At 62.6% G+C, this 25,916-nt stretch carries 24 protein-coding genes; 13 read left to right on the top strand and 11 right to left on the bottom strand.

Features of this window, described 5'->3' with window-relative positions:
* Positions 1 to 39: 39 nt before the first annotated feature.
* Entirely contained in the window at positions 40 to 1,785 is a 1,746-nt protein-coding gene (gene argS, locus JL2886_RS17900) for an arginine--tRNA ligase (protein WP_065273236.1), read from the bottom strand.
* A 152-nt stretch (positions 1,786 to 1,937) separates the two neighbouring features.
* Positions 1,938 to 3,089 carry a deoxyguanosinetriphosphate triphosphohydrolase gene (locus JL2886_RS17895; RefSeq protein ID WP_065273235.1) on the bottom strand — a complete coding sequence of 384 codons (1,152 nt, stop codon included), beginning with the start codon at positions 3,087 to 3,089 and terminating at the stop codon, positions 1,938 to 1,940.
* A 92-nt stretch (positions 3,090 to 3,181) separates the two neighbouring features.
* On the opposite strand from JL2886_RS17895, the gene JL2886_RS17890 reads away from it, so the two are divergent.
* The gene (locus JL2886_RS17890; RefSeq protein ID WP_065273234.1) at positions 3,182 to 3,505 is read left to right on the top strand and encodes a HesB/IscA family protein; all 324 of its coding nucleotides are present in this window, start codon (positions 3,182 to 3,184) and stop codon (positions 3,503 to 3,505) included.
* Positions 3,506 to 3,600: 95 nt separating this feature from the next.
* Here JL2886_RS17890 and JL2886_RS17885 read toward each other — a convergent pair whose 3' ends face one another.
* From JL2886_RS17885 to JL2886_RS17875, 3 genes are all read right to left on the bottom strand, one after another.
* Positions 3,601 to 4,557 carry a DMT family transporter gene (locus JL2886_RS17885; RefSeq protein ID WP_065273233.1) on the bottom strand — a complete coding sequence of 319 codons (957 nt, stop codon included), beginning with the start codon at positions 4,555 to 4,557 and terminating at the stop codon, positions 3,601 to 3,603.
* A complete protein-coding gene (locus tag JL2886_RS17880) occupies positions 4,557 to 5,618 on the bottom strand; it encodes a DUF6902 family protein (protein ID WP_065273232.1) in 1,062 nt (353 codons plus the stop codon). The genes JL2886_RS17885 and JL2886_RS17880 overlap by 1 nt, the downstream gene beginning before the upstream one ends.
* A 153-nt stretch (positions 5,619 to 5,771) precedes the next feature.
* The gene (locus JL2886_RS17875; protein ID WP_065273231.1) at positions 5,772 to 6,131 is read right to left on the bottom strand and encodes a DUF6749 family protein; all 360 of its coding nucleotides are present in this window, start codon (positions 6,129 to 6,131) and stop codon (positions 5,772 to 5,774) included.
* 396 nt (positions 6,132 to 6,527) lie between these two features.
* On the opposite strand from JL2886_RS17875, the gene xth reads away from it, so the two are divergent.
* On the top strand, positions 6,528 to 7,334 hold the full coding sequence (gene xth, locus JL2886_RS17870) for an exodeoxyribonuclease III (protein ID WP_065273230.1): 807 nt from the start codon (positions 6,528 to 6,530) through the stop codon (positions 7,332 to 7,334).
* 31 nt (positions 7,335 to 7,365) lie between these two features.
* On the opposite strand, the gene JL2886_RS17865 is transcribed toward xth, so the two are convergent.
* Together JL2886_RS17865 and dksA are read right to left on the bottom strand one after the other, a co-directional pair.
* Complete coding sequence (locus JL2886_RS17865) at positions 7,366 to 8,544, bottom strand: FAD-dependent monooxygenase (protein WP_065273229.1); 1,179 nt, start codon at positions 8,542 to 8,544, stop codon at positions 7,366 to 7,368.
* Between the two features lie 99 nt (positions 8,545 to 8,643).
* Entirely contained in the window at positions 8,644 to 9,066 is a 423-nt protein-coding gene (gene dksA / locus JL2886_RS17860; RefSeq protein WP_065273809.1) for an RNA polymerase-binding protein DksA, read from the bottom strand.
* Between the two features lie 198 nt (positions 9,067 to 9,264).
* On the opposite strand from dksA, the gene JL2886_RS17855 reads away from it, so the two are divergent.
* The 7 genes from JL2886_RS17855 to JL2886_RS17830 all read left to right on the top strand — a co-directional run bounded on the left by JL2886_RS17855 (position 9,265) and on the right by JL2886_RS17830 (position 16,499).
* A complete protein-coding gene (locus tag JL2886_RS17855) occupies positions 9,265 to 10,107 on the top strand; it encodes an AAA family ATPase (protein ID WP_065273228.1) in 843 nt (280 codons plus the stop codon).
* 180 nt (positions 10,108 to 10,287) lie between these two features.
* On the top strand, positions 10,288 to 11,673 hold the full coding sequence (locus JL2886_RS17850) for a DUF2927 domain-containing protein (RefSeq protein WP_065273227.1): 1,386 nt from the start codon (positions 10,288 to 10,290) through the stop codon (positions 11,671 to 11,673).
* Positions 11,674 to 11,720: 47 nt separating this feature from the next.
* Positions 11,721 to 11,888: a hypothetical protein gene (locus JL2886_RS19625; RefSeq protein ID WP_165832664.1), complete on the top strand. Its 168-nt coding sequence runs from the start codon at positions 11,721 to 11,723 to the stop codon at positions 11,886 to 11,888.
* A 19-nt stretch (positions 11,889 to 11,907) separates the two neighbouring features.
* Positions 11,908 to 13,092: a vWA domain-containing protein gene (locus tag JL2886_RS17845; protein WP_065273226.1), complete on the top strand. Its 1,185-nt coding sequence runs from the start codon at positions 11,908 to 11,910 to the stop codon at positions 13,090 to 13,092.
* Positions 13,093 to 13,240: 148 nt separating this feature from the next.
* Entirely contained in the window at positions 13,241 to 14,683 is a 1,443-nt protein-coding gene (locus JL2886_RS17840; RefSeq protein WP_065273225.1) for an HD-GYP domain-containing protein, read from the top strand.
* A gap of 31 nt (positions 14,684 to 14,714) precedes the next feature.
* Positions 14,715 to 15,401, top strand: a complete 687-nt coding sequence (locus JL2886_RS17835; RefSeq protein ID WP_065273224.1) for a M48 family metallopeptidase — start codon at positions 14,715 to 14,717, stop codon at positions 15,399 to 15,401.
* 105 nt (positions 15,402 to 15,506) lie between these two features.
* Positions 15,507 to 16,499: an LLM class flavin-dependent oxidoreductase gene (locus JL2886_RS17830; protein ID WP_065273223.1), complete on the top strand. Its 993-nt coding sequence runs from the start codon at positions 15,507 to 15,509 to the stop codon at positions 16,497 to 16,499.
* Positions 16,500 to 16,501: 2 nt separating this feature from the next.
* On the opposite strand, the gene JL2886_RS17825 is transcribed toward JL2886_RS17830, so the two are convergent.
* From JL2886_RS17825 to JL2886_RS17810, 4 genes are all read right to left on the bottom strand, one after another.
* Complete coding sequence (locus tag JL2886_RS17825; protein ID WP_065273222.1) at positions 16,502 to 17,044, bottom strand: RSP_2648 family PIN domain-containing protein; 543 nt, start codon at positions 17,042 to 17,044, stop codon at positions 16,502 to 16,504.
* Positions 17,045 to 17,050: 6 nt separating this feature from the next.
* Positions 17,051 to 18,265, bottom strand: a complete 1,215-nt coding sequence (locus tag JL2886_RS17820) for an RSP_2647 family RNA methyltransferase (protein WP_065273221.1) — start codon at positions 18,263 to 18,265, stop codon at positions 17,051 to 17,053.
* Between the two features lie 79 nt (positions 18,266 to 18,344).
* Complete coding sequence (locus tag JL2886_RS17815; protein WP_065273808.1) at positions 18,345 to 18,614, bottom strand: hypothetical protein; 270 nt, start codon at positions 18,612 to 18,614, stop codon at positions 18,345 to 18,347.
* The gene (locus tag JL2886_RS17810; protein ID WP_065273220.1) at positions 18,607 to 21,405 is read right to left on the bottom strand and encodes a glutamine-synthetase adenylyltransferase; all 2,799 of its coding nucleotides are present in this window, start codon (positions 21,403 to 21,405) and stop codon (positions 18,607 to 18,609) included. The genes JL2886_RS17815 and JL2886_RS17810 overlap by 8 nt, the downstream gene beginning before the upstream one ends.
* A 791-nt stretch (positions 21,406 to 22,196) precedes the next feature.
* On the opposite strand from JL2886_RS17810, the gene JL2886_RS17805 reads away from it, so the two are divergent.
* The 4 genes from JL2886_RS17805 (at position 22,197) to iaaH (ending at position 25,914) form a co-directional block, all read left to right on the top strand.
* The gene (locus tag JL2886_RS17805) at positions 22,197 to 22,466 is read left to right on the top strand and encodes a DUF6455 family protein (protein WP_082996122.1); all 270 of its coding nucleotides are present in this window, start codon (positions 22,197 to 22,199) and stop codon (positions 22,464 to 22,466) included.
* Positions 22,467 to 22,815: 349 nt separating this feature from the next.
* Positions 22,816 to 23,385, top strand: a complete 570-nt coding sequence (locus tag JL2886_RS17800; protein WP_065273219.1) for a thermonuclease family protein — start codon at positions 22,816 to 22,818, stop codon at positions 23,383 to 23,385.
* A gap of 370 nt (positions 23,386 to 23,755) precedes the next feature.
* Positions 23,756 to 24,472, top strand: a complete 717-nt coding sequence (locus tag JL2886_RS17795; protein WP_065273806.1) for a helix-turn-helix transcriptional regulator — start codon at positions 23,756 to 23,758, stop codon at positions 24,470 to 24,472.
* Between the two features lie 59 nt (positions 24,473 to 24,531).
* Positions 24,532 to 25,914, top strand: coding sequence for an indoleacetamide hydrolase (gene iaaH / locus JL2886_RS17790; protein WP_065273218.1), 1,383 nt, complete (start codon positions 24,532 to 24,534; stop codon positions 25,912 to 25,914).
* The last annotated feature ends 2 nt before the right edge of the window (positions 25,915 to 25,916 follow it).

Genomic DNA, 25,916 nt, shown 5'->3' with positions numbered 1-25,916 from the left:
TCTCTTGAACTGCCTCGTTCCGGCGGTCTGTGCGTATTTTTATCGCATCTCTTCCGCCGGGGTCACGCCAAGAATACCAAGACCAGCGGAAATGACAATGGAAACGGCCCGTGCAAGTGCCAAATTGGCATGTGTTGCCGATTGGCTGCTCTCATTAACAAATCGTAAACCTTTGTCGCTTTTGCCGAGATGGTACAGGCCGTGCAGATCCGAAGCCAGATCGTAGAGGTAGAAGGCTACGCGGTGTGGCTCGTTGCTGCGGGCAGCAATTTCCACCAGGCGCGGCCATTCCGCCAGCTTGCGGGCCACCGACAGTTGCGCCGGAGCGGCCAGCAGCGACAGATCCGCATCGGCTAGGGCCGCATCATCAGAAGCGATTCCCGCCTCTTCCGCCTTGCGCAGGGTCGAGCAGATCCGCGCATTGGCATATTGCACGTAGAAGACCGGGTTGTCTTTGGACTGCTCCAGCGCCTTGTCGAGATCAAAGTCAAAGCCCTGATCGTTCTTGCGGGTGAGCAGCATGAAGCGGGTCACATCAGGGCCCACGGCCTCGACCACGTCGCGCAGGGTGACGAACGTCCCTGCCCGTTTGGACATCTTGAATTCCTGACCGTCCTTGAACAGCTTCACCAATTGGCACAGCTTGATATCCAGCGGTACCTTGCCATCGGACAGAGCCGACACGGCAGCCTTCATGCGCTTCACATAGCCGCCGTGATCGGCGCCAAAGATGTCGATCAACTCGTCAAAGCCACGCTCCACCTTGTCATAGTGATAGGCGATATCGGGGGCGAAATAGGTCCAGGCGCCATCAGATTTCTTCACCGGACGATCCACGTCATCGCCGTGTTCGGTGGATTTGAAGAGGGTCTGCTCACGCGGCTCCCAGTCTTCCGGCTTCTTGCCTTTCGGCGGCTCCAGCACGCCTTGGTAGATGAGCCCCTTGGCATCAAGACTTTCCAGCGCGGCTTCGATCTTGCCGGTGCCATAAAGCGATTTCTCGGAGAAGAAGACATCCATTTCGATGCCGAGCAGCTTCAGATCCTCGCGGATCAGATCCATCATCGCGTCGGTAGCGAAATTGCGCACTTCCTGCAGCCAGACGTCTTCGCCTTTGCCGACATAGGCGTCGCCTACCCTGTCCTTCAGCGCCTGGCCGACCTCGATCAGGTAATCGCCGGGATAGGTTCCATCCTCGAATGCGACCTCCTGGCCGTGCGCCTCAAGATAGCGCAGGTAGACGGAACGGGCGAGCACATCGACCTGACCGCCGCCATCGTTGATATAATATTCGCGGGTGACGTCATAACCCGCATAGGCCAGCAGCGAGGCCAGCGCGTCGCCGAAGACCGCACCGCGCGTGTGCCCCACGTGCAGCGGGCCGGTCGGGTTGGCGGAAACATATTCCACGTTGACCCGTTTGCCCTGCCCCAGCTCGGACTTCCCATAGGCCGTGCCATCCGCCAGAACGGAACTCAGCACACCCTGCCAGACGGACGGTGCAAGACGCAGGTTCAAAAAGCCCGGACCAGCCACTTCGGCAGAGGTGATCCGATCATCCTGCGCCAGATGTGCCGCCAGTGCCTCGGCAATGTCGCGCGGCTTTTTCTTGGCTGGTTTTGCCAGCACCATGGCTGCATTGGTCGCCATATCCCCATGCGCCGGATCGCGGGGCGGCTCCACCGCCACGTTGTCGAAAGAAAGCCCCTCGGGCAGCGTGCCGTCGGCGGTCAACGCGTTCAGGCTGTCGATCACAAGCGAGCGGATATCGTTGAAGAGGTTCATATCGGGCGTCCTATTGGTTTGATCTAGCGGATACCCACGCCTGCGTCAGGGGTCAACCATCAGCGACCGCCACAAGGCCTGTCATGCCCCAATGGGCAGCGCAAACTGGTCCGCAACGCCCGAACGGCCCTCATGCGCGCCAGTCCACTGCGCTAGGCCACAGGTTTCCCCAGGATCAGCCGGTCATGTTCCTGCAGCGCAAACCGGTCCGTCATGCCCGCGATGTAATCCGACACCAGACGCGCAAGAACGGTCTGGCTGTCCGCAGCGCGGATCTCGGCGTGCCAGCGCTCCGGCATCTGATAGGGGTTGGCCAGAAAATAGGGAAACAACGCTTCGACCACCTGCGCCACCTCGGCGCGTTTCTTCATGACCTTCGGCGCCCGGTACATGCGCTGGAACAGGAACGCACGGATCTCCTTCAGATCCCTCCACAACCCGTCGGAAAAGGCCACTACCGGCGCGCCCAGCGCGCGCACATCTTCGACGCTTTGCACCCCGGCCTTCTGCAACAGGCCGCGAGAGGTCGCGATTACATCTTCGACCATCACGCCAAAGACGCGCCGCAGCGCCTCGTGTCGGCGCCGGTTCAGCTCAAGCCCAGGATAGCGCAGGTCCACCTCGCGATAGGCCGACCCGACGATGGGCAGATCGGCGATTTCCGCATCGCTAAACAACTCTGCCCGCAACCCGTCGTGCAAATCGTGATTGTTATAGGCGATATCATCGGCCAGTGCCGCCACCTGCGCTTCGGCGCTGGCGTGGGTGCTGAGCTCCAGATCCATGGTGTCGTTGAATTCGGCCAGCGCCCAGGGCAGCGGGCCAGTGACCGGGCCATTATGCTTTGCGATGGCCTCCAGCGTTTCCCAAGTCAGGTTCAGCCCGTCGAAATTGGCATAGTGGCGTTCAAGGCTGGTGACGATGCGGATCGCCTGCGCGTTGTGATCAAAGCCGCCATAGGGTGCCATCAACGCATGCAGCGCATCCTCGCCCGTATGGCCAAAGGGCGTGTGCCCCAGATCATGCGCCAGCGCGACCGCCTCGGTCAGTTCTTGATTGAGCCCCAGCGCCCCGGCAATCGTCCGCGCCACCTGCCCGACCTCGATCGAATGGGTCAGCCGGGTGCGGTAGTTGTCACCTTCGTGTTCGACAAAGACCTGCGTCTTGTGCTTGAGCCTGCGAAAGGCGCTGGCGTGGATGATGCGGTCACGGTCCCGTTGAAAGGGAGAGCGGAAGTAGCTTTCTTCCTCGGCGACCAACCGGCCACGGCTCCGATTTGGCATCGTCGCAAAAGGCGCATTCATTTCTGATCTTTATCCTTCGCAAATCTTGTCGCCCGCCCAGGACTTTCTATATATGGGTTAGCACGCGGCACCACATATTTGGGAGAAAATATATGCAATTGCCCCCAAAAGTCACAGAACGCGCCTTTGCGCGCCTCGCCGAGATCGGCGCCGCCGGTCAGGGCCAGGCCTTGCGGGTCGCCGTCGAAGGGGGCGGTTGTTCCGGTTTCCAGTATGAGATCGGCCTCGACACCCCGACGCCCGAGGATCTGGTGCTCGAAGGCGGCGGTGAAAAGGTTGTGGTGGATGCGGTTTCGCTGCCGTTTCTGGAAAACGCAGTTATCGATTTCACCGAAGAGTTGATCGGTGCGCGCTTCACCATCGAGAACCCGAATGCCACCTCCAGCTGCGGCTGCGGCACCTCCTTCTCGATGTAAATCTCCTCATCTGGGCATCGCCACGCTCGCGTCGTTGCCCCGATCGTTAAAGAATATTTCCACGCCTCGGAAAGATCTGGTAGGCGACGACCGGATTACGGGTCCGTGCGCATCGCCACGCCTGCGCGGTGCCGGACCTGCCGCCGCGCATTGATCATCGACTTACTCCAGACATTGCCACCCGGGGTTAGCTGATCCCAGACAAGATAGATCCCCGAGGCGGCAATCACCCCAGCCCCCATCCAGGTGCTCTGCTCCGGCACCTCGCCAAACCCAAGCGCGCCGATCAATACCATCCAGACGAATTGCAGGTTCATCAGCGGCGTCACCGCATAGGATGGCAACCGTCTTAGCGCCGCCACCAGCAGCCAACGCGCCCCGAACAGCAGACCGGCATAGCTCAGCGCCCAGACGACATCCACCATTGGCATTGGCAGCCAGACAAAGGGCAGCACCGGCAGCATGACAAGGCTGAGCGCCAGATTGGGATAGAGCACCTGCGCCAGCACGTTCTGCTCATGCCGACCGATATAGCGTGACAGGGTGATCGACAGCGTCCCCAGCGCAGAGGCCCCCAGCGCCACCGCGTGGCCTGCGGTCAGGCTGGAAAGGCCGCCCGGAAAGACGCAGATCACCCCACCAAAACCCGCCGCCAGCGCCAGCCAGGCGCCGGGACGCACCCGCTCGCGCAGGATCGGCGCCGACATCAGCCCGGCCAGAAGCGGCATCAGTCCGATGAAGATGAACACCTCGGCAAAAGGCAGCAAGCGGAAGGCATAGAAGAAACACAAGGCCGCCGCCACCGTAGCCGCGGACCGCAGTCCCATGGCCAAGCGGCAGTCCGTGCGCAGTCCGTCCGGTAGCGACCGGGCGCCGCTACGCATGAGTGTGGTCGCGGCGCAAAGCCCCGCCACAACCGCCCCGGACAGAGCATAAATCTGCGCCGGGGCATAGCCGCCCGCCAACAGCTTGGTAATGCCATCGGCCGAAGCTATGAACCCGGTATAAAGAACAGCGAACACCGCGCCGGTCAGGGCAAAGGGCAATCCCATCACGCCCGCCCCGCATGGCCGCTGCGCAGGAAGCCTTCGAAGAACTGCCCGAAGCAGGCGCAGCTGTTTTCGGCTTGCGCCAGTACGTTTCGCTGCGCCGGATCCAACCCTGACGCCAGCCTGTCCCGTGCCAACGCCCAGTCCCCGCCGCGCGCCACGTCTGCCTCATAAAGAGCCATGGACAGGCTGCGCAGAACCCCGGCGCCCTCAGGCGCCTTCAGGTGTGTCGCGCCCTGCGGCAGGCGGCAATCAAAGGCCTTCCCGCCACTCAGGCCGCGCAGCCAGTTGCAGACAAAATAGCAGTGATAGTCATCGCCCCCGCCGGTAAAGCCCTGCGGTATTACGGCGAAACCATCGGTTTGCGCGGCCAGCCAGTCCTCCCAGATCATAGGCACCTCTCCCCCGGCATAGCGCAGCGCGATGCAGACCTCGGCCAGCAGATCCGCATCCTGATCGAGAAATGACACCACCCCGGCGTACTCCAGACTGCGCAGCGCTGCCTGGCTCAGCCTCGGATCCCTGCGACCGTATTCTGACAGGTAGAACACGATATGGGTGAGCTCATATCCCGCCTTCTTGTTCGGCAGCGCAAAGGTCTGCGAGGTTTCGATGAAATCATGCAGACGCTGATCCAGCCCAGGCAAGTCCAGCATGATCCCCCGACGCGCCAGCAGCCGCCGTGCCTCGGCCCGTTGCAGGTCGGACAATTCGGCGTCCACCAGATCGCTGCCCTCAACCCAGGCGGCCATCTCTTCGCCCTTGCCGCCAGCAAATCCCAGATCCTCCAGATCCAGACAGATGGACAGGATGAAACGGTAGTATTGCCGAAAGAAACTCAGCCGCCGCTCTGCCGTCTCGTAAAACGCCTCGAAAGGTGCAAGTGCCGCGACCGGCATCTCTGCCCCCGTGCATTCGAGAATATTCAGCAGTTCGGCGTTTTCCTTCAGCCAGAACACATTCTCCCGGCTGTGCCGTTGCCGCGCGAAGGTATCGCTTAGCACAGCCAGATTGCCCCCCTGGGGCCGAATACGGTCTGTCGGAAAGGCAAGAACCTGTGCCATGGAGGCGAGCTCCTTTTGTGCGCTGTGCAGTGGGTGGTGGAAGGATCGGTATTGCGGGCACCCCCGGATCGGATCGGCGGTGCCCCCGCTTTTGGATGATCAGGTCATGATCATCGCCCCTGTTTATGGTGCGGTTTTATAGGGGCACCTGCCTCAGCTGCCCGAGGAAAACAGGCCGGTGACATCCCCCTGATCGGTGCGCGCCCGGGCCTGCGGCGCCGAGCCAGAGGAAAAAAGACCGGTCAGCGCGCCGCTGGACTGGCTGCCATCCGCAACCGGTGCAGAGCCCGAGCTGAACAGCGAAACCGCCTCACCGCCAAAACTATCCGCCGCACACGGCGCGGAACCGGAGCTGAACATCTCCGCACCGCCGCCTGTCATCAGGTCTGCAGAGGGCGCCGATCCGGACGAAAACATCTCGACAGCTTCGCCGCCAAACAGGCTGGCAGCAGCAGCCTCAGCGGATGAAGTAGCGGCAGATTGAACGTCATTTTTCTTGAGCAAAGCAGTCATGGAAACCTCCGAGTGTTGGGCATTATCGCCACCAAAACGCTGGCACGGAGTTGGCAATTCCAAAACCGGAATCTGCAATTTCAGGTTGCTTTTTCCGCGACAATCACTTTAACTTTGAATTGCAAATTACCGTTTAATTACAGGTATTTAAAACCATACACACCTTATACTAATCCTTATCCACAAAGGCAGTCCTGCAAGGCCAAAAACAACAACCCTAGGTGGATACATGCAAAGTCGCAAAACGAGCCTTTCACCCGTCAGCGCCAGCCCGCATAAGTGATTCGCCCCTCCGTGGCCAGCCCTTGCTCTGGCCCCCTGTTTGGGCGATAGATCGGCAACCCCAAATGCCCCGCCCGCACCCCTGCGGTCGCCGGGCGCGCCTGGAGATCCGACATGAAAATCGCCACGTTCAACATCAACGGCATCAAAGCCCGCGCCAATGCCCTGCCTGACTGGCTTGATGAGGCGCAGCCGGATGTGGTTCTGCTGCAGGAAATCAAATCGGTCGACGGCGCCTTCCCGCGCGAGATTTTCGAAGAACGTGGTTACAACGTCGAAACCCATGGTCAGAAAAGCTTCAACGGAGTGGCGATCCTTTCAAAACTGCCGCTGGAAGATGTCAGCCGCGGCTTGCCCGGCGATGACAGCGACGAGCAGGCACGCTGGATCGAGGCCACCGTGGTCGGAAAACAGGCGATCCGCATCTGTGGGCTTTACCTGCCCAACGGCAACCCGGTGGAGCTGACCGACGATGGCAGCCCGTTGCCCGGCGGCAAATACGCCTATAAACTCGCGTGGATGGAGCGGCTGCGCAATCGCGCCAAGGATCTTCTGGCCGATGAGATGCCCGCACTGATGGCCGGGGATTACAACATCATCCCCCAGCCCGAGGATGCAAAACGCCCCGAGGCCTGGGCCGAGGACGCCCTGCACCGCCCCGAAAGCCGCGCCGCCTTCCAGCGGATCGTCAACCTCGGCTTTACCGAAGCCTTCCGCGCCCGCCATCAGGGGCCGGGCCATTATTCCTTCTGGGATTATCAGGCCGGGGCCTGGAACCGCAACGACGGGATCCGCATCGACCATTTCCTGCTGACCCCGCAGGCGGCGGATCTGCTGACGGATTGCCAGATCGACAAGGACGTGCGCGGGCGGGAAAAACCGTCGGATCACGTACCCGTCTGGGTCGACCTCGACATCTGAGGCCCAGGCGCGGTGCCTCCGCCCGGCCAGGTCAGCCCGGCTGCGGCGCTGTCACATCGTGGCGGTAGATCCAGTCGAACTGCCCCACCATCATCTGCGGCGCCAGCCGTCCAGCCAGTTTCAGCACCCGGTGCACAGGCCAGTTAAGCGGCGGGCGCAGGTGGTATTTCCAAGCATTGCCGGTGGCGGCGGCCACCACTTTTTCCGCGCGGGCGCGGCGACGGTTCTGATAAAGCGCCAATCCGGTCTGCATGTCAGTGGCCTCTTCCAGCGCGGCGCAGAGCGTCCAGGCATCCTCAAGCGCCAGATTGGCCCCCTGCGCCATAAAGGGCAGCGTCGGATGGGCGGCATCGCCCAACAGCGCCATGGAGTCGCCATACCAATGCTCTGCCACCGGGTGCCGGAACAGCCCCCAGAGCGCCACATCCTCGGCCGCGTCCAAGAGATCCTTTGCATCGCCGCCAAATCCGGCAAAGGCGCGGCGCAGATTGTCCGGATCGTCCTTGAAGTTCCAGCCTTCCTCGGCCCAGCCGCGCCGCTCCTGCGCGGCGACAAGGTTGACGATGGAGCCGTCCCGCAGCGGATAGGCCACCAGATGGCGGCCCGGCCCCATGAAGACCTGCGCCTCAGCCGTCAGGCCGATATGGTTCGGCACGATGGCGCGCCAGGCGACCTGCCCGGTGAAGAACGGCTGCCGCGGGGCGTTGAGTGCCGCGCGCACCCGCGAATGTAGCCCGTCTGCGCCGATCACCAGATCACCGCCACAGCCCGCCCCATTGGCCAGATGCACCATCGGCTCCGGCCCAGGTTCGACCCGTTCGACCTTTTGCAATAGGCGCACCTTCACGCCCTCTTGCCGGGCGGCATCCGCCAGAAGGCCGATCAGATCCGACCGGTGCACAAAATAGTATCGCAGATCCGCCGCGTATTGCTCCAGATCGAGGCGCAGAACCTCATCCCCTTTGGCATGGCTGCGCAGCACCACAGCGCGGGCCCGCGGGGCAGTCCAGGCCAGATCCTCGGCCAGGTCAAGCGCCTGCAGCACCGCCAGACCGTTCGGGGTGATCTGCAACCCGGCACCCACTTCGGAAATCGCCTCGGCCTGCTCCAGAACCGTGACCCGCGCACCCTTGCGGCGCAGGGCGACCGCCGCCGCAAGACCGCCAATACCAGCGCCCACAATGGTGATTTTCTTATCCGTCAGTTCCATGGGTCGCCTACGCAGATTCTCCGGTCCGGTTTCCCTTAAACGAAAAACGCCGGAGCCACAGGCCCCGACGTCAATGTTTCTGCCTTCGCCGAGAGACGATCAGTCGTCGCGGTGAACTTTTTCGCGGCGCTCGTGGCGTTCCTGCGCTTCCAGGCTCATGGTGGCGATGGGGCGGGCGTCCAGGCGTTTCAGCGAGATCGGTTCGCCGGTTACTTCGCAATAACCGTATTCGCCTTCATCAATGCGCCGGATGGCCGCGTCGATCTTTGCAACCAGTTTGCGCTGGCGGTCGCGGGTGCGCAGTTCAAGAGCACGGTCCGTCTCTTCGCTTGCGCGGTCTGCAACGTCGGGAATGTTTCGGGTGTTGTCCTGCAATCCTTCGATAGTGTCGCGGCTCTCTGCAAGCAGCTCGTGCTTCCAGTTCAGCAGCTTACGACGAAAATATTCAGATTGCCTTTCGTTCATGAAAGGCTCGTCTTCGGCCGGACGATAGTCTTCCGGCAGAAACATTTCTTGCTTCATCTCGGCTCCTTCGGTCTGGCCCATAATGCTGGTCTCTTCAAATCGTTCCAAACATTGCGGCTCCCCATGCCGCAGCGTTTATCCCCTGCCGCGCAGATTGTCACTACACAATAGTAAACCAGCCGGGTTAAAAGCGACCAAACCGCATCATTGCAGCCCGGAAACGGGCACAGAGTAACCAGAGGACGCAGGACAGACATGCAATTTCAGGGCACCAAGGATTACGTTGCAACAGATGACCTGAAAGTGGCGGTCAACGCCGCCGTCACGCTGGAGCGGCCACTGCTGGTCAAGGGGGAGCCGGGAACCGGCAAGACCGAGCTGGCCAAACAGGTGGCGGACGCTCTGGGTCTGCGGATGATCGAGTGGAACGTGAAATCCACCACCCGCGCGCAACAAGGCCTTTATGAATACGATGCCGTCAGCCGCCTTCGCGACAGCCAGCTGGGCGATGAACGCGTGCATGACGTCAAGAACTACATCAAGAAGGGCAAGCTTTGGGAGGCCTTCGAGGCCGACGAAAAGGTGGTGCTGCTGATCGACGAGATCGACAAGGCCGACATCGAATTCCCCAACGACCTCTTGCAGGAACTCGATAAGATGGAGTTCCACGTCTACGAGACCGGCGAGACGATCCGCGCCAAGCAGCGCCCGATCATGATCATCACCTCGAACAATGAAAAAGAACTGCCGGACGCCTTCCTGCGCCGTTGTTTCTTCCATTACATCCGCTTCCCCGATGCCGAGACGATGAAAAAGATCGTCGAAGTGCACCATCCTGGCATCAAGGAAAGCCTGCTGACCACGGCGCTGACCCAGTTCTACGAAATCCGCGACACCGCGGGTCTGAAGAAGAAGCCGTCGACCTCCGAAGTCATCGACTGGCTGAAGCTGCTGCTGGCCGAGGATCTGACCCCCGAGGATCTCGCGCGCGACGGCGCCGATGCGCTGCCTAAGCTGCATGGGGCGCTCTTGAAGAATGAACAGGACGTGCATCTGTTCGAACGGCTGGCCTTCATGGCACGCGGGCGCCGAGGCTGACGCTTACCAGGGCACCACTCTTGACCTCACCGCTGCCGCCCATTTCGGCAGTAGCGGCGGTCGTTCCTGCGTTTTGATGCTGCGTTTACTTATTTTCGCGATAGCTTATCCTTGCCGGGGCGTCGCCGCCTGATGGCACCGCAGCATCCCGCCAGCCCGTTTTTCCGGAGACCGCCGTTTTTGTTCAGAAGAACGCATCGTGACACTGCCCGGGCGCCCCGGATCCTGCTTGCCCTCGCCTGCGCTGCGCTTGTGGGCTGCACCGGCACCTTTGACGGCAGCCAGCCCGGCCGCGCTGCCATCGCCGACAGCACATTGCCCCCGGCCAAGGCATTCGCCGCCGCGCACCCTCAGCCACCACAACGGGCAAACCGCGATATCGCGCGGGATTTCCTGGATCTGCATTTCAATCTCGAAGGCGGCGGCACCCTGCCCGTCTTTACCCGGTTTGACGGCCCCATCACGCTGCGGGTAACAGGCGCCCCGCCCCCCGGCTTCGAGCACGAACTGACCCGCCTTCTGGCACGATTGCGCAATGAGGCCGGGATCGACATCACCCGGGCGAATGGTGACAGCGCCCGGATCACAATCGAAACCGTCTCGCGCAAGGCGATCCGCAAGGCTCTGCCCAAGGCGGCCTGTTTCGTGGTGCCTAACGTCACATCGCTGAGGGATTTCCGCCGCAAGCGGCGCAGCCCGGACACCGACTGGACCCGGATGCGCCAGCGGGACAATCTGGCGCTGTTCCTGCCCAGCGACGTCAGCCCACAAGAGCTGCGCGACTGCCTGCACGAAGAGCTGGCGCAGGCGCTTGGCCCGCTGAACGATCTGTACCGGCTGTCGGATTCCGTCTTTAACGATGACAATGTGCACACCGTTCTGACCGGCTTTGACATGCTGATCCTGCGCGCCACCTATGCGCCGGAATTGAGGACGGGCATGACCCGTGCCGAGGTCGCCGCCCGCCTGCCCGGCATCCTGGCGCGATTGAACCCTCGCGGCCAGGGCATCCCGCCCCGCCCGCTGCCCGCAACGCCGCGCCGCTGGATCGCCGCCATCGAAACCGCGCTTGGCCCCGACACCCGCCTGTCAGAGCGCAGGCTGGCGGCCCGCACCGCCGTGGAAATCGGCCGCGCCAGTGGCTGGCGGGACCATAGGCAAGCACAGGGGCTTTATGTTCTGGGCCGCCTGATACAGGCCGATGCCCCAGACAGCGCCCAGGCCCTGTTTGCCTCCGCAATGGAAATCCTGCGCGGTCAGCCCGGCACGGAGCTGCACCAGGCCCGCATCCGCCCACGCATGGCGGCCTACGCCATCGCCCGAGGCCAGCCCGATGCGGCCCTGACGCTGCTGGAACCGGTTCCCGAGATCGCAGCCCGCTATGAAAACGCCGCGCTGCTGTCCACGGCCTTGATGATGCAGGCCGAAGCGCTAGACCTTGCGGGGCAATTCGACGCCGCCTCCGCGGTCAGGCTGGACAGCCTTGGATGGGCACGCTACGGGTTCGGCCCGGATTGGGCCGTCCGGGCCAAGCTGCGGGAGGTCGCAAATCTGCGCCCGCACTAAGACCGGCCGGGGATCCATGGAACATATGACACAGGCGGACTGACAAAATGATCGTAATCGCTGCATTGCTGCTGGGGGCGCTGACAGGTGCGCTGACGGCCCGGAAACGTAACGGCAATCTCGCCGACATGCTGCAATATGGCGCTGTCTATGCCATTGCCTTTGGTATTGTCGGGATGCTCGCCACCCTGATCATTCACCGGATGGCGGTGTAACTGCCCAGAAAGGTCCCAGATGTTTCAACCCTTTTTCGAAAACCTGCGCCAGGCCTCGGTCCCCGTTTCGCTGCGGGAGTACCTGACCTTTCTGGAAGGCATGAAAAAAGGGCTGGTGACCTACGATCTTGACGCCTTTTACTACCTGGCGCGCGCCGCCATGGTGAAGGACGAGCGCAATATCGACAAGTTCGACCGCGCCTTTGCCGCCACATTCGAAGGGCTGGAGGCACTGCCCGCCTCAGCCGTTCTGGACGCCGTGGACATCCCCGAAGACTGGCTGCGCAAGATGGCGGAAAAGCATCTTTCGCCAGAAGAACAGGCTGAGATCGAGGCGCTTGGCGGTTTTGACAAGCTGATGGAAACCCTGAAAGAGCGCCTGAAGGAACAGGAAGGGCGCCATCAGGGCGGCAACAAATGGGTCGGCACCGCCGGCACCTCGCCCTTTGGCGCCTATGGTTATAATCCCGAAGGGGTGCGCATCGGCCAGAAGGAAAGCCGCCATCGCCGCGCGGTGAAGGTCTGGGACAAGCGCGAGTTCAAGAACCTCGATGGCGATGTGGAGCTTGGCACCCGCAACATCAAGGTCGCCCTGAAGCGCCTGCGCCGCTGGGTCCGCGAAGGGGCGCAAGAAGAGCTTGATCTCGACAATACCATCCGCGCCACCGCCGAACATGGCTATCTGGACGTGAAAACCCGGCCCGAGCGGCACAACGCCGTGAAGGTGCTGCTGTTCCTTGACGTGGGCGGTTCGATGGATCCGCATATCAAGGTGGTGGAAGAGCTGTTCTCGGCCGCGCGGTCTGAGTTCAAGCACTTGGAATACTTCTACTTTCACAACTGTCTTTACGAAGGCGTCTGGCGCGACAACCGCCGCCGCTGGGATGCACAAACGCCGACGCACGAGGTGCTGCGCACCTATGGGCCGGACTACAAATGCATCTTCGTCGGCGATGCCTCGATGTCGCCCTATGAAATCGCCTATCCGGGCGGCGCCAATGAGCATTGGAACCAGGAGGCTGGACAGGTGTGGTTGCAACGCGCGCGCGAACACTGGAAATCCAATCTCTGGATCAACCCGGTGCCAGAGAAATACTGGGACCATACCCATTCCATCGGCATGATCCGCGAGATTTTCGAGGACAGCATGGTGCCGATGACTCTGCACGGGCTGGAAAAAGGCATGCGCGAGCTGACCCGGTAAGCTCCGGCTTGCAGGCTGCACTTCACACCAACTTAAATAAATTCCTGCGTATTTTGATTTCGGACGCGGGAAACCGTTAATCAATCGTCAAACACGCGCGATTAGCGTCGATGCCCAGTTCTGCATCCCTATCGAGTACAGCCATTTAATGACCACTGGCACAAACTTTGACGGCACCGCCGGGCCGGAGCTTCATCTTGGAGAAGTCCTTGGCGCACTCAGCCACGCGCTGGATATGACCGAAGGCCAGCCCAAGGGCCATTGCATCCGCTGCGCCTGGATCGGCATGCAGGTGGCCGAGGCGCTGGACCTGCCGCCGCAAATGCGCACCGATCTGTATTTCACCCTGCTGATGAAAGACACCGGTTGCAGTTCTAACGCGGCCCGGATCAACGAACTCTACATGATGGATGATCTGGCCTTCAAACGGACCTTCAAACGCGTCAAAGGCTGCCGCGAAGGCATGCCCTTCGTGCTGCGCAGCGCAGCCCGGGGGGCGTCGCCCCTGACGCGGCTGAAGACATTGCGCCATGTAATCGGACACCGGGACGAAATCGGGCAGGAGCTGGTCCGCAATCGCTGCGGCCGCGGGGCGGAAATCGCCCGCCGCATGCGGTTTTCCGAAGAGGTGGCCGAAGCGATCGCCTCACTTGATGAACATTGGGACGGCGGTGGGCGGCCTCTGGGCCAGCAGGGCGATCAGATCCCGCTCCTGTCGCGCATCGCCCTGATGGCGCAGGTGACGGATGTTTTTACCCTGGATTTCGGCGCCGAAGCTGCCGCGCGGGAGATGGAAAACCGCGCCGGCGTCTGGTTCGACCCCGATCTGGTCCGCGTCTTCACCAGCCTGATCCGTGACCCCGGTTTCGCCCATGACCTGCTGTCACCGGAACTGGAGCAACAGGTGTTCTCCTGCGCCCATGCCCTGCACACGGCAGAGGTGAACGAGGACTACCTTGATGAGATCAGTCATGCCTTTTCGCTGGTGATCGACGCTAAAAGTCCCTTTACCCACGGCCATTCCCAACGTGTCGCCCGCTATACCCGCATGATCTGTGAACAGCTGGGGCTGGCGACCTGCCACACCCGGTGGATGACCCGCGCCGCGCTGCTGCATGATATTGGCAAGCTGGGCATTTCGAACACCATTCTGGACAAGCCGGGCAAGCTGACGATGGACGAGATGGATATCGTCCGCAAGCATCCGGTCTGGGGCTATGACGTGCTGAGCCGGGTTGGCGCCTTCCGGCGGATGGCCGAAGTGATCGTGGCCCACCACGAACGCCCCGATGGCAAGGGCTATCCCTATGGGCTTCAGGGAGAGGCGCTGACGCGGGACATGCGGATCATGGCCGTTGCCGACGTCTTTGACGCGCTGACCGCCGACCGCCCCTATCGCGATGCGATGCCACTGGAGGAAGCCTATAAGATCATGGACAAGATGTCCGGCACCGGTATCGATCCGGATTGCTATGCCGCGCTACAGGATGCGATCACGGCCAGCGGCTGGCCTGCGACGTCCCTGCAGGGCGACTGCGAATGGGATAGCCTCGCGCAGGTTTCAACGAAAAGCGGCCAACAATCCGCTTGAGCGCGGGGCTTGCCCGCCCCATATCTACCTCATGCTGCGTCTCACTCCCATTCTGCTGGCCGTGCTCTATGGCCTCGTCTCCTACCGGATTTCGGTCTGGCGGACCCACCGCGAACTTGATGCCCGTTCAACCCGGCTTGCGGACCCGAAACTGAAACGGCTGACCGACCAGATGGCGGCGGCGCTGGAGGTGGCGGATATCCCCGTCTTCATCTACGAGGTCGACCCTGTGAACGGTCTTGCAGCCCCCGATGGACGTATCTTCATCACCCGCGGGTTCTACGCCAAGTATCAGGCGGGCGATGTCAGCGATGCAGAGCTCGCCTCGGTCATCGCGCATGAACTGGGGCATGTGGCGCTGGGGCATTCAAAGAAACGCATCATCGACTTTTCCGGCCAGAACGCCCTCAGGACCGCGCTGATGATGATCCTCGGGCGCTATATCCCCTTTGTCGGCCCCTGGATTGCCGGGCTTCTGGCAAATCTTCTGGCAGCGCGGCTGTCGCGTGGGGATGAATACGAGGCGGATGAATATGCAGCCGCCCTGCTGATGAAGGCAGGCATCGGGGTCGAACCGCAAAAAAGTCTATTCCGCAAGCTTGAGGAACTGACCCAGTCGCGCGCGGGCATGGCACCAGCCTGGCTGATGAGCCACCCCAAGACCGAACAGCGCATCGCCGCCATCGAACGGCTGGAGGCGGACTGGGCCAAGGCCTGACGGAAGGTCATACCGCCTTTGTACCTCCCTGCTCTGCCACACGCCTTGCGCCCCGCAGGAAGAGGCGCCACATCTTGGAAAACACTCGATCAAAAGGCCGCGCTCATGCTCTATTCCCTGCTCGATCTTGCCCCGGTTCCGGAAGGCTCTGCCATCCCGCAGGCGCTAAAGAACAGCACCGAACTGGCGCAAAAGGCCGAAAGCCTAGGCTATCACCGTTACTGGCTGGCCGAGCATCACAACATGCCCGGCATCGCCAGCGCCGCGACTGCCGTTCTGATCGGCCATATCGCCAGCCAGACCAGCACCATGCGTATCGGCGCGGGCGGCATCATGCTGCCGAACCATGCGCCCTATATGGTGGCGGAGGCCTTCGGTACTCTGGCCTCCCTCTATGGTGACCGGATTGATCTGGGGCTGGGCCGGGCGCCCGGCACCGACATGCAGACCGCCCGTGCCCTGCGCCGCGGCATGGGGGCTGCTGCCAGTGGCGACAGTTTTCCGCAGGATGTGATCGATCTGATCGGCTTCATGGCGCCGGAGGACCCGCAGGCGCCGGTGCGCGCCTTCCCGGGCCAAGGCACCAATGTGCCTGTCTGGATCCTCGGCTCCAGCCTTTATGGCGCGCAGCTGGCCGCGCATCTGGGCCTGCCCTATGCCTTTGCCTCCCATTTCGCGCCGCAGGCGCTGGAGGAGGCGCTGGAGGTCTACCGGCGCTCTTTCCAGCCTTCGGCCTTCCTGGACAAGCCGCACGCGATGATGGCGATAAACGTCTTTGCCGCCGACAGCGACGCCGAAGGCATCCGGCTGCGCACCACCATGCAGCAGGCCTTTGCCCGGCTGCGGCTGGGTCGCCCGGGCAAGCTGCCCGCCCCGGTGGATGACATCAACGCGCATCTGGAGCCGCATGTTCTGGCAGGTGTGAACGAGGCGCTGCGCATCACCGCCGTGGGCAGCCCAGAGAGTGTGCGCAGCCAGCTATCGGAGATCATTGCACGTTATCAGCCCGATGAGGTGATCCTGACCGGGCAGATCCACGATCATCAGGCCCGGATGCACTCGTTCGAGATCGCCGCAGAAATCCTGAAAGAGATCTAGCTTCAGCCCGCCAGCGCCTTGGCCAGCCGTGGCAGGCGTGCCTTTTTCAGCAAGGGGCGCATCTGCCAGCCACCGCCGGACAGGCGGTTAGCCTCATCCAGAACGGCCTCGCCCACCGACTGCATCCCGGCCTGCTCCTTGAGCCACAGATCATAAAGCAGCTCATCCGGGCCGATGCGTTTCAACCCTTCCTCGGACAGGGTGTGGCGCGGAAAATCCTTGGCGTTCATGGTGACGATGCCATCGGCATGCCCCGCAATGGCGGCGGCCAGCACGTGCACATCCGCCGCATCCGGCAGCCACAGCCGCGCCTCCACTCCCGGTGCGGGCGCCACAAGTGCACCGGGCCAGTTCGCCTGTAACAGCGCAACTTCGGACGCGGCCTGCGCCGCCCCTTCGGGGCCGAGTTTCAGCGCCGCGCGGCGCCATTCCTCCAGGATACGCTCGGACCAGAGCGGCGCATAAAGCCCCAGCCGGGCCGCGCCCAGCAGCATCTCCCGCATCACCGTGGGATAAAGAACGCAAGTATCAAGGAGCAGTTTCACGCGCGATCAGTCCAGCCGGAAGAACACGGCCTTGAGGTAACCGCTTTCGGCCAGCTGTGGCATCTGCGGATGGTCCGGCCCGGCGTATCCGGTGTGAATGAGCTGCCCGCGCCGCCCGGCCTTGCCGATCCCGCGCGCCGAGGCGTTGCGGAAGCGGGTCAGATCCGCCGCGTGCGAACAGGAACAGAGCCCCAGATAGCCGCCCGGCGCCACCAGCGGCGCGGCCAGTTTGGCCACCCGTTCATAGGCACGCAGGCCCGCCTCAAGCGCGTTCTTGGACGGTGCAAAGGCGGGCGGATCGCAGATTACCACGTCAAATTGCGCGCCCTCACTGCCCAGCGCCGCCAGAACGTCAAAGGCATCGCCCTGCCGGGCGGTGAACCGGTCCTGCCAGCCCGACGCAGCCGCGCCCTGCCCCGCCAGATCAAGTGCCGCGGCAGACCCATCAACGCAGGTTGCCTCGGCTGCGCCAGCCGCCAGCATGGCAAGGCCAAAACCGCCGACATGGGAAAACACATCCAGCACCCGCGCGCCCGGTGCCACCAGCCGGGCAGCAAAGGCGTGGTTTTCGCGCTGATCGAAGAACAGGCCGGTTTTCTGCCCGCCAGTCAGATCCGCCATATAGGTGGCACCATTCATCTGAACCGGCACCGGAGCGTCCGGCGTCTCGCCCTGCAGGGTGGCATTGACATCGTCCAGCCCCTCCAGCCCCCGGGTGCGGCCGGAGGCATTCTTCAGGATCACCTCTGCGCCGGTGACGGTGGCCAGTGCGGCGGTCAGCGCCTCAAGATGCGCTTCGGCCCAAGCCGCATTGGGCTGCACCACGCAAGAGTCGCCAAACCGATCGATTACGATGCCCGGCAACCCGTCTGCCTCGGCGTGGACCAGTCGATAGAAGGGCGCATCGTATAGCTGTGTCCGCATTTCCTGCGCCCGCGACAGGCGCGCCTCGAACCAGGCCTGATCAATCTGTGCCTCAGGGTTGCGGTCCAGCATCCGGCCGATGATCTTGCTGTCAGGATTGACCGAGACCAGCCCCAGCGGCCGCATCGCCTCATCCTCAAGCACTGCCAATGTGCCCGGCGCCAGTTTCCGGGTGCGCCGGTCGGTGACCAGTTCATTGGCATAAACCCAGGGAAACCCATGCCGGATCGCACGGGCATTGGCCTTGGGCTTCAGTTTTACGCGGGGGCGCTGCGGCGCGGAGGCTGTGTCTGTCATGCCCCCTCATAGCTGCAAGGCAGATAGAGGGGAAGAGGCCGCAGCGCGCCAGTCGGTAATAGCGCGCGGTACCGAACGCCTAGCGATCCCGACTGCGCCAGCCGCCGCGCCGACGCGGCTTCACGACCTCGGCGAGCCCCTCACGCAGAACGATGACCATCGGGTGGTCCGGCTGTCCGTCCTCATATTTGGCAAGCAGGCGCTGCATCGCATCGCGGTTGTCAATCCCTCCGGGCAGGCTCAGCGCCCAGTCCAGAAAGATACTGCGGCACTGCGACATGTCGATCCCGTCGATCCGGAAGGATTCCCGGATCAGCCCCTTGGGGTCCATCTGGTCCTGCTCACTCATCTGCGCCATTTGCACCTTCCCGATCAAGCGCCCCGTCGATCATCGCACGACAGGCCGCATAGCTGTCTTCCAAGTCCTGCTCCAAACCCTGCAGCGTTTCAAATCCGGTGCTGCGGCACAGGAACTGCGCGCCGCCCTCACCGATTGCTGCGGTATCCAGCGCCTTGGCCGACAGCAGCCGCGCCGCCGTCTGCACTGACCAGAATAGGCGATAGGCCTGCGCCAGTCTGGTACCTTCTGCGGCATCCAGCCAGCCACATGCGACGGCGCCGTCCAGACCAGTCGCCACATCCCGCGCCCCAGAACCAGAGAGCAGCGCGCCAGCCTGCGCGACGAGTTCGATATCCATCATCCTGCCCGGCCCGGTCTTGGCATCCCAGACCCCCGCCGGGGCCTTGGCCGCCGCGATACGGGCGCGCATGTTGGCCACCTCGGTGAGGATCTGCAGCCGCTCACGCGGGCCGCTCAGCACCGCGCGACGCAGGTCTTCGATATCGGCGATCAGATCCGCAGGCCCGGCGATGCTGCGTGCCCGTGTCAGCGCCAGATGCTCCCAGACCCAGGCTTCGTTCTGCTGGTAGTTGGTGAAACTGGCGAGACTGGTCGCCACCGGCCCCTGATTGCCCGAGGGACGCAGGCGCATGTCGACCTCATAAAGACGCCCCTGCGCCATCGGCGCAGTCAGCGCGGTGATCAGTGCCTGCGTCAGCCGGGCAAAATAGGGGCGCGTCGCCAGCGGTCGCTTGCCTTCGGATCCTTCATCCGATTGCGGATCGTAGATCACGATCACATCAAGGTCGGACTGCGCATTGATACGCCCGGCCCCAAGCGAGCCCATCGCCACCACTGCCGCGCCGCGCCCGGGCGCGGCGCCGTGTTTTTCGGCAAACTGCGCCTCGACGCAGGGCACCAATGCGGCGATCACCGCCTCGGCCAATTCGGCGTATTGCACGCCCGCGGCCTCGGCATCGATCAGACCGCGCAGATGATGCACCCCGATGCGGAAATGCCATTCCTTGCACCAGCGCCGGGTGGTGTCGAGCTGGGTTTCGTAGTCGCCTTCGGCGGCCAGAAGCGCCTCCAGATCCTGCTGCAGCTTGGCGCCGCCCGGCCAGGGATCGAAGAAGGAGCCGCCGATCACCGCGTCGAACACGCCCGCGTTGCGCGACAGGAAGGCCGCCAGCTCGCCAGAGGTGCCGACGATATCCACCAGCAAATCCAGCAGCTGCGGATTGGCCTCGAACAGGGAAAACAGCTGCACCCCGGCGGGCAGACCAGCGAGGAAGCCATCCAGCGCCAAAAGCGCCTCAGCCGGTTTTGCGGTACGCGCCAGACGCGCCAGAAGATCCGGTTTCAACCGATCAAAGATCTGCGCGCCCCGGGCCGAGCGCAGCGCCGGATAGGTGGGCCAGCGGGCAATCACTGCCTCATCCAACCCCTCGGGCAGCGCAGGCGCCGCCGCCGGTTTTGCATCCGGGGCGAAAAAGCCTTCGGTCAAGGTATGCACCTCGGTCAGCCGGTCGCGGATTTCCGACTGAAGCTCAGCCGGATCGCGCCCCATCAGGCAGGCGACGCGGGCGATGCCATCCTCGGATTGCGGCATCCGGTGGGTCTGGGCGTCATGCACCATCTGGATGCGGTGCTCCACCTCGCGGTGGAACCGGTAGTGATCGGTAAGAGTTGCAGCGACATCGGCGGGGATCCAGTCCCGCGCCGCCAGCGCCGCCAGCCCTTCGACCGTGCCACGCAGGCGCAGGCTTTCATCGCGTCCGCCCGCGATCAGTTGCCGGGTCTGGGTGAAGAACTCGATCTCGCGGATACCGCCACGTCCCAGTTTCATGTCATGGCCCGGCACGGTGATCACACCGCCGGTGCCCTTGTTTTCCCGGATCCTGAGCCGCATGTCGTGGGCGTCCTGGATAGCCGCGAAATCCAGATGGCGGCGCCAGATAAAGGGCCGCAATGCCGCAAGGAACCGCTCGCCTGCGGCAATGTCCCCGGCGCAGGCGCGCGCCTTGATATAGGCGGCACGTTCCCAGGTGCGCCCGAGGCTCTCATAATACCGCTCCGCCGCCTCCATCGCCATGGCGACCGGCGTCACTGAGGGATCCGGGCGCAGGCGCAGATCGGTACGGAAGACGTAACCATCGCCGGTCTTGTCACTGAGCAGCGCGCACATATTGCGAGTAGCCCGCACCATGCCCTGACGCGCCTCATAGAAATCATCCGGGTCGAACCGGGTTTCATCAAAGAGGCAGATCATATCGATGTCAGAACTGTAGTTCAGCTCATGCGCGCCCATCTTGCCCATCGCGAGGATGGTCAACCCGCCTGCAGTTTCCACATCTGCCTCAGTCATTCCCGGCAGTTTCTTGCGGCGGATCAGCGCGGCGATTTCCGACTTGATCGCCACATCGGCGCAAAGCGCACCGAAATCGGTCAGCGCGCCAGTCACCCGTTCCAGCGGCCAGACACCGCCCAGATCGCAAAGCGCCGTCAGCAGGGCCACACGCCGCTTGGCCTGACGCAGCCCCGGTTTCAGCTGATCGGGCGCCATGGCGCGGCAGTCGGCAAACACGGCCTCCAGCGCCGTCTCGGGATCTGCCAGGGCTTCGGGCAGCCAGGCTGCCTCCCGCGTGATCAGACCTTTCAGATAGGGGCTGGAGCCGCCGGTCCCGGCCAGAAGCTCAGCCACTTCGGCCGAAGCCGACGGCACCAGAGCACGGGTTTCTGCACCCAGTTCGGAATCAAAGGGGCGCGGCAGGCGGGTGATGTCAAAGGCAGCATTCATATCGGGACTCTGTGCTGCCGTGAAACCGGCGTCAATGCGCCTTTTGGCGGCGCCTGCCCACCCTCTCCCCGGCCCGCTGAACCAGGTCATAAGGGCGCGGTAATCTGGTGCCAACGACCAGGCGGAGCAGCAAACCACGCAGAGGTCTGGAATACCCCCATAACCACCCAGGGTTGTATCACGTTATAGTGAGGTGTGGCTGTGCTCCTCTCCCTTGCCCGAATGTGCCAGTAATCAGTATGCCGTTGTCAGGAACCAGAGCCAAATGCCCACCTTTGGGGCCTTCCCAAAGGGTTTGGCTTTCGGATGTAGCGAGTATCGTACCGAGTAGCCGTCGTTCAAACCGGACCATCGATGAGCATGGCCGCGCCGGGGGAATGGGCGGGCAGCGCGCAAGAAAAGCCTATCTCTTTTGCAACGCCCATTGACCAGGCTGGTCGCCCCCATCGTGGCGTAAAAGTCCAAGAAACACCCCCAGCTCAGAACACGGACAGACCGGGCCGAGAGCGCGAGAGTACCATCCTCCGGTTCTCTCTCAGGCCGTGTCGCGTGACCGCCATAAGGACAGCTCGAATAAAATCGTAACTAGTCTTTACGGAAACTTACCGATTGGCGCTTTGGTGCCCCATTCGTGCCGCGTTCTTCACCTTAACTGTCGCTGTCGGTCAGATTGGAAACGCAACTGATGACGTGGTCGGCTCCTCCGCCGGTCTCGACATGAATGGTCGCCTTGAACACGCGACGAACCAACAGCAGCCGCGCCTTTGGCGTGGGTCGGAGACACTTTTTTGATGAGTACAGCAGAAAAACTGACAAGGCCGGGGTACCTCAGCAAATCCATCGGCCTGATGTCCACCGCCGCCAGAGCTGCCGGTGTCGATCTTGGCGCCGCCATGAAGAAAGGTGACATCACCGCAGTGGATTATGCCACCATGGTGCATCGCTGCAATTCCTCCAATTGCGCGCGGAAATGCGAACACTGGCGCAATGCAGAACCCGATGCGACCGCTGCGCCCTCCTTCTGCGCCAACCTGGAAATCCTTGAGCGGCTGAAACCCTAAACCCGACACCTATGCCCGCAGCCTTGTGGCAGCCGAACTGCGGCGCGGCCCACAAGGGCCCTTGTCCTACCTCTCTGCAGACCTGCAGACTGAACACCTGAGACTGCCCGGGGCGGCTTCCCTGGATTCCCCCCCCGCTCGGCCAGGGTGAGATGCGGGGCATAGCGGTATGATTTCTGGGGGAGAATAGGCGCCCCAACGGCGTGCCATGCGGGCCCCTGATGAACCGCTCTGGCACTGTCTGCACCGCCATTAACCAAATATTGGCCTGTTTGAGGGCATGATCCTGCTCATTCGAGTTTTTAACCATCAGCACCACCTGACAAATATCATCAGAGAAGCCACGCCGATGAAAATCAAACACCTTGCCGCCCGTATCGCCCTTACTTTCGCCGCCAGCGCTGCCATGTCTGCCGATCTGCAGCCCGGCGACCCCATTTCCGCAAAGATCTTTCTGCAGTTGCACAGCATCGAAAAACTGGCCGGTGAGGTCGTGCCGCTGGTGTCGGCGCCGGGCCGGGACTTTCGGGTTATCGATGGCGATTCGCTGGCTATGGGCGATCTGAACATCCGCCTCGTCGATATTGATGCGCCGCTCGCGGTGCAGCGCTGCAACACGCCGGACGGGTCCTATTGGGATTGCGCCGCCCAGGCGCGCCAACGGGTGCGCTCCATTGTGAACGAAGCTGAGCGGGTGGAATGCTTTAGCACCGATCAGGATCACTATGGCCGACACTTGGCCACCTGCGATGCCGATGGGGTCGACGTCGGGGCCCTGCTGGTCGAAGAAGGACTGGCCTGGGCGCATGAGAACGACGGCCGCTATGTCCCGCAGGCCTCGATCGCGCAGGCCAATGCGCGCGGCATCTGGCAGGCCGAAACCGCTCCGCCCTGGAACTGGGACGCCGAACAGGACTGACCGTTCTCACCACGTATGCAGACCAGACCGGGGGCCAGCGCATTTTGCCGGGCGCCCCTGGCTCTACCTTTGCCCCCCCTTATTAACGCCCGCGGACGCCACTTGCAGTCGCGCCACCCGGTCTGTGCGGAGTTTTCGCATTCAGCACGGGATGCCGAATTCCGGTTGCGCCCGAACATAAAACTGCGTGGTCTTCAGCCGCACAGCCTCCCATACAGCCCATTTTCCCACCTTGCCCGCGTCGGGACTCGACCTTGCAACGCGCTCCTCTTGTTGTGGATGTTTCTTTCTGCAACAGTAATGACGTGTTCCATTTCGACTGGTGCCAGTGAAGCTAACCGAAACAGAAACCGAGCTGATCTTTTCGATCATGCGAGACCTCAGTGGTGCCTTTGACCATTGCGAGGTCCGTCGCCGTGTCGGCCAAAAGATGCTGGATCTTCTCAAGGCGGATTATTTCGCCTCTTACGTCTGGGATGATGCCGAGCAGAGGTTCGTGTCCTGCGTTCAGATCAACATGAGCGACGACAACCTGCGCCGCTACGAAAGCTATTTTCAGTTCAACGACCCGATCACACCAACCCTGCAAAAGCGCAAGAAGGCGACGCCGGTCAGCGAAGTGATGCGCCACGACCGGCTGGTCAAGACCGAGTTCTACAACGATTTCCTGAAGCAAGATGGCCTGTGCTACGGTATGGATTTCTTTGCCTATGACCGGGGCGACAACATCGGCGACCTGCGGATCTGGCGCGGCGCAAACCGCGAGGATTTCACGCCACGGGATGCCCGGATCGTGGATGCCGTCGGGCCCAGCCTTGTTAACGCGCTGGTCCGCGCGCGCAGTTCCACGCAGCAAACGCCCTCTCTCCGGTTTGCACATATCGCCGATGATCTGGGTCTGACGGTGCGCGAGGCCGAGGTTGCCGACCTGCTGATCACCGGCCTCAGCGATGATGAACTCTGCGCAAAACTGGGCTTTTCCAAGCCGACCCTGCGCTCCCACATCGCCTCCATCTTCCGAAAATCCGGGCTGAACCGGCGTACCCAGCTGGCACCTTTCTTGGCCGAGAAAAATCATCATTTGTGATGATAGGAATGTAATCCTGCCGAAACCTATCCTGTTTCCCAACCATCAGGGAGACAGGAATGACGCTGGATTTGGAACGTTTGGACGCCGTTGCAACGGTCGCTGCACTCAAGGAAGGATCGGTTTCACCGGCGGCCTATGCCGAAGCCTTGGCAGAGCGGGCCGCGAAACACGCCGATCTGAATGCGCTGCAAAGTTTCGATGCCGGGCAGGTTGTCCAGGCGGCGGCCGCAGCCTTTGAAGCCCACCCGGAGGCGGCGCTGGCCGGGCTGCCCATCGTGGCCAAGGACAATATCAACACAACGGCCTATCCGACCTCCGGCGGTACCAAGGCGCTTTTGAGGCATACTCCGGCCACCGATGCCGGTGTTGTGCAGCGCATCACCAAGGCGGGCGGTTTCATCGGCGCCAAGGCGGGGATGCACGAGCTCGCCTTCGGGATCACTTCGAACAATGCGGTCACCGGCGCGGTGCACAATCCGGCAGATCCCGGCCTGATCGCCGGCGGCTCCTCCGGCGGCACCGCTGCCGCTGTTGCAGCCGGGATATTCCCGGCGGGTCTCGGCACGGATACGGGCGGCTCCTGCCGCATTCCTGCAGCACTGTGCGGAGTGATTGGTTTCCGCCCAACCACCGGGCGCTATGACAGCGACGGGGTCGTGCCGATCTCCCACACCCGCGACACTGTCGGCACCCTGGCCCGCAGCACCCGCGACATCGCCCTCTTCGATGGCGTCCTATCCGGCGATGATGCCGCGCTCGCGGAGCGAGCTATGACCGATGTCACGCTGGGCGTGCCCCGGAACATGTTCTATGACAACCTCGATCCGGTGGTTGACGCAGCGGTCGAGGCGCAGCTTTCGGTGCTGTCGGCGGCGGGAGCTAAGCTTGTCGACGTCGATTTCGATGGCATCTGGCCGCACAACGAAGCCTTCAGCTTCCCGGTCGTTTTCTACGAGGTCATGCGTGACCTTCCTGCCTATCTGGCCGAACACGCGCCAGAGGTTTCCTTTGAAACACTCATCAAGGGCATCGGATCCCCTGATGTGGCAGGCGCCATCGGCAGTCAGCTGGGGGACGAGGCGATGCCGGAAGCCGCCTACCGGGCTGCGATGGATGTGCGCCGCCCCGCGATGCGGCAGATCTACGGCAAGGTCTTCGAAGACAACGGATTGGACGCGATTGTCTTCCCGACTACCCCCCTGCCCGCACGGCCCATCGGTGAGGACGAAACCGTTACATTGAACGGTGACCAATGCCCCACCTTCCCCACCTACATCCGCAATACCGACCTTGGATCGAATATCGGCGCCCCAGGCATCTCGCTTCCGTGCCCCCTTTCCTCGGGCCTTCCGGTCGGCATCGAGTTTGACGGCCTGCCCGGCAAGGACCGTGCACTGCTCGCTTTGGCGCGGGCCGCAGAAAAATCAATGGCGCGATAGAC

The organism is Phaeobacter gallaeciensis, from assembly GCF_001678945.1.
In the GTDB taxonomy this organism is placed as follows: Bacteria; Pseudomonadota; Alphaproteobacteria; order Rhodobacterales; family Rhodobacteraceae; genus Phycobacter; species Phycobacter gallaeciensis_A.
This window is presented reverse-complemented; position numbering and strand designations above follow the sequence as displayed.

Excerpts from the sequence above, each read along its gene's own strand:
- JL2886_RS17890 (WP_065273234.1), top strand. The coding sequence starts at position 3,182 with ATGCAATTGCCCCCAAAAGTCACAGAACGCGCCTTTGCGCGCCTCGCC.
- JL2886_RS17885 (WP_065273233.1), bottom strand. The coding sequence starts at position 4,557 with ATGGGATTGCCCTTTGCCCTGACCGGCGCGGTGTTCGCTGTTCTTTAT.
- JL2886_RS17855 (WP_065273228.1), top strand. The coding sequence starts at position 9,265 with ATGCAATTTCAGGGCACCAAGGATTACGTTGCAACAGATGACCTGAAA.
- JL2886_RS17820 (WP_065273221.1), bottom strand. The coding sequence starts at position 18,265 with ATGACAGACACAGCCTCCGCGCCGCAGCGCCCCCGCGTAAAACTGAAG.
- argS (WP_065273236.1), bottom strand. The coding sequence starts at position 1,785 with ATGAACCTCTTCAACGATATCCGCTCGCTTGTGATCGACAGCCTGAAC.
- JL2886_RS17895 (WP_065273235.1), bottom strand. The coding sequence starts at position 3,089 with ATGAATGCGCCTTTTGCGACGATGCCAAATCGGAGCCGTGGCCGGTTG.
- JL2886_RS17830 (WP_065273223.1), top strand. The coding sequence starts at position 15,507 with ATGCTCTATTCCCTGCTCGATCTTGCCCCGGTTCCGGAAGGCTCTGCC.
- iaaH (WP_065273218.1), top strand. The coding sequence starts at position 24,532 with ATGACGCTGGATTTGGAACGTTTGGACGCCGTTGCAACGGTCGCTGCA.
- xth (WP_065273230.1), top strand. The coding sequence starts at position 6,528 with ATGAAAATCGCCACGTTCAACATCAACGGCATCAAAGCCCGCGCCAAT.
- JL2886_RS17800 (WP_065273219.1), top strand. The coding sequence starts at position 22,816 with ATGAAAATCAAACACCTTGCCGCCCGTATCGCCCTTACTTTCGCCGCC.
- JL2886_RS17835 (WP_065273224.1), top strand. The coding sequence starts at position 14,715 with ATGCTGCGTCTCACTCCCATTCTGCTGGCCGTGCTCTATGGCCTCGTC.
- JL2886_RS17875 (WP_065273231.1), bottom strand. The coding sequence starts at position 6,131 with ATGACTGCTTTGCTCAAGAAAAATGACGTTCAATCTGCCGCTACTTCA.
- JL2886_RS17805 (WP_082996122.1), top strand. The coding sequence starts at position 22,197 with ATGAGTACAGCAGAAAAACTGACAAGGCCGGGGTACCTCAGCAAATCC.
- JL2886_RS17880 (WP_065273232.1), bottom strand. The coding sequence starts at position 5,618 with ATGGCACAGGTTCTTGCCTTTCCGACAGACCGTATTCGGCCCCAGGGG.
- dksA (WP_065273809.1), bottom strand. The coding sequence starts at position 9,066 with ATGAAGCAAGAAATGTTTCTGCCGGAAGACTATCGTCCGGCCGAAGAC.
- JL2886_RS17865 (WP_065273229.1), bottom strand. The coding sequence starts at position 8,544 with ATGGAACTGACGGATAAGAAAATCACCATTGTGGGCGCTGGTATTGGC.
- JL2886_RS17795 (WP_065273806.1), top strand. The coding sequence starts at position 23,756 with ATGCGAGACCTCAGTGGTGCCTTTGACCATTGCGAGGTCCGTCGCCGT.
- JL2886_RS19625 (WP_165832664.1), top strand. The coding sequence starts at position 11,721 with ATGATCGTAATCGCTGCATTGCTGCTGGGGGCGCTGACAGGTGCGCTG.
- JL2886_RS17815 (WP_065273808.1), bottom strand. The coding sequence starts at position 18,614 with ATGAGTGAGCAGGACCAGATGGACCCCAAGGGGCTGATCCGGGAATCC.
- JL2886_RS17810 (WP_065273220.1), bottom strand. The coding sequence starts at position 21,405 with ATGAATGCTGCCTTTGACATCACCCGCCTGCCGCGCCCCTTTGATTCC.
- JL2886_RS17840 (WP_065273225.1), top strand. The coding sequence starts at position 13,241 with ATGACCACTGGCACAAACTTTGACGGCACCGCCGGGCCGGAGCTTCAT.
- JL2886_RS17845 (WP_065273226.1), top strand. The coding sequence starts at position 11,908 with ATGTTTCAACCCTTTTTCGAAAACCTGCGCCAGGCCTCGGTCCCCGTT.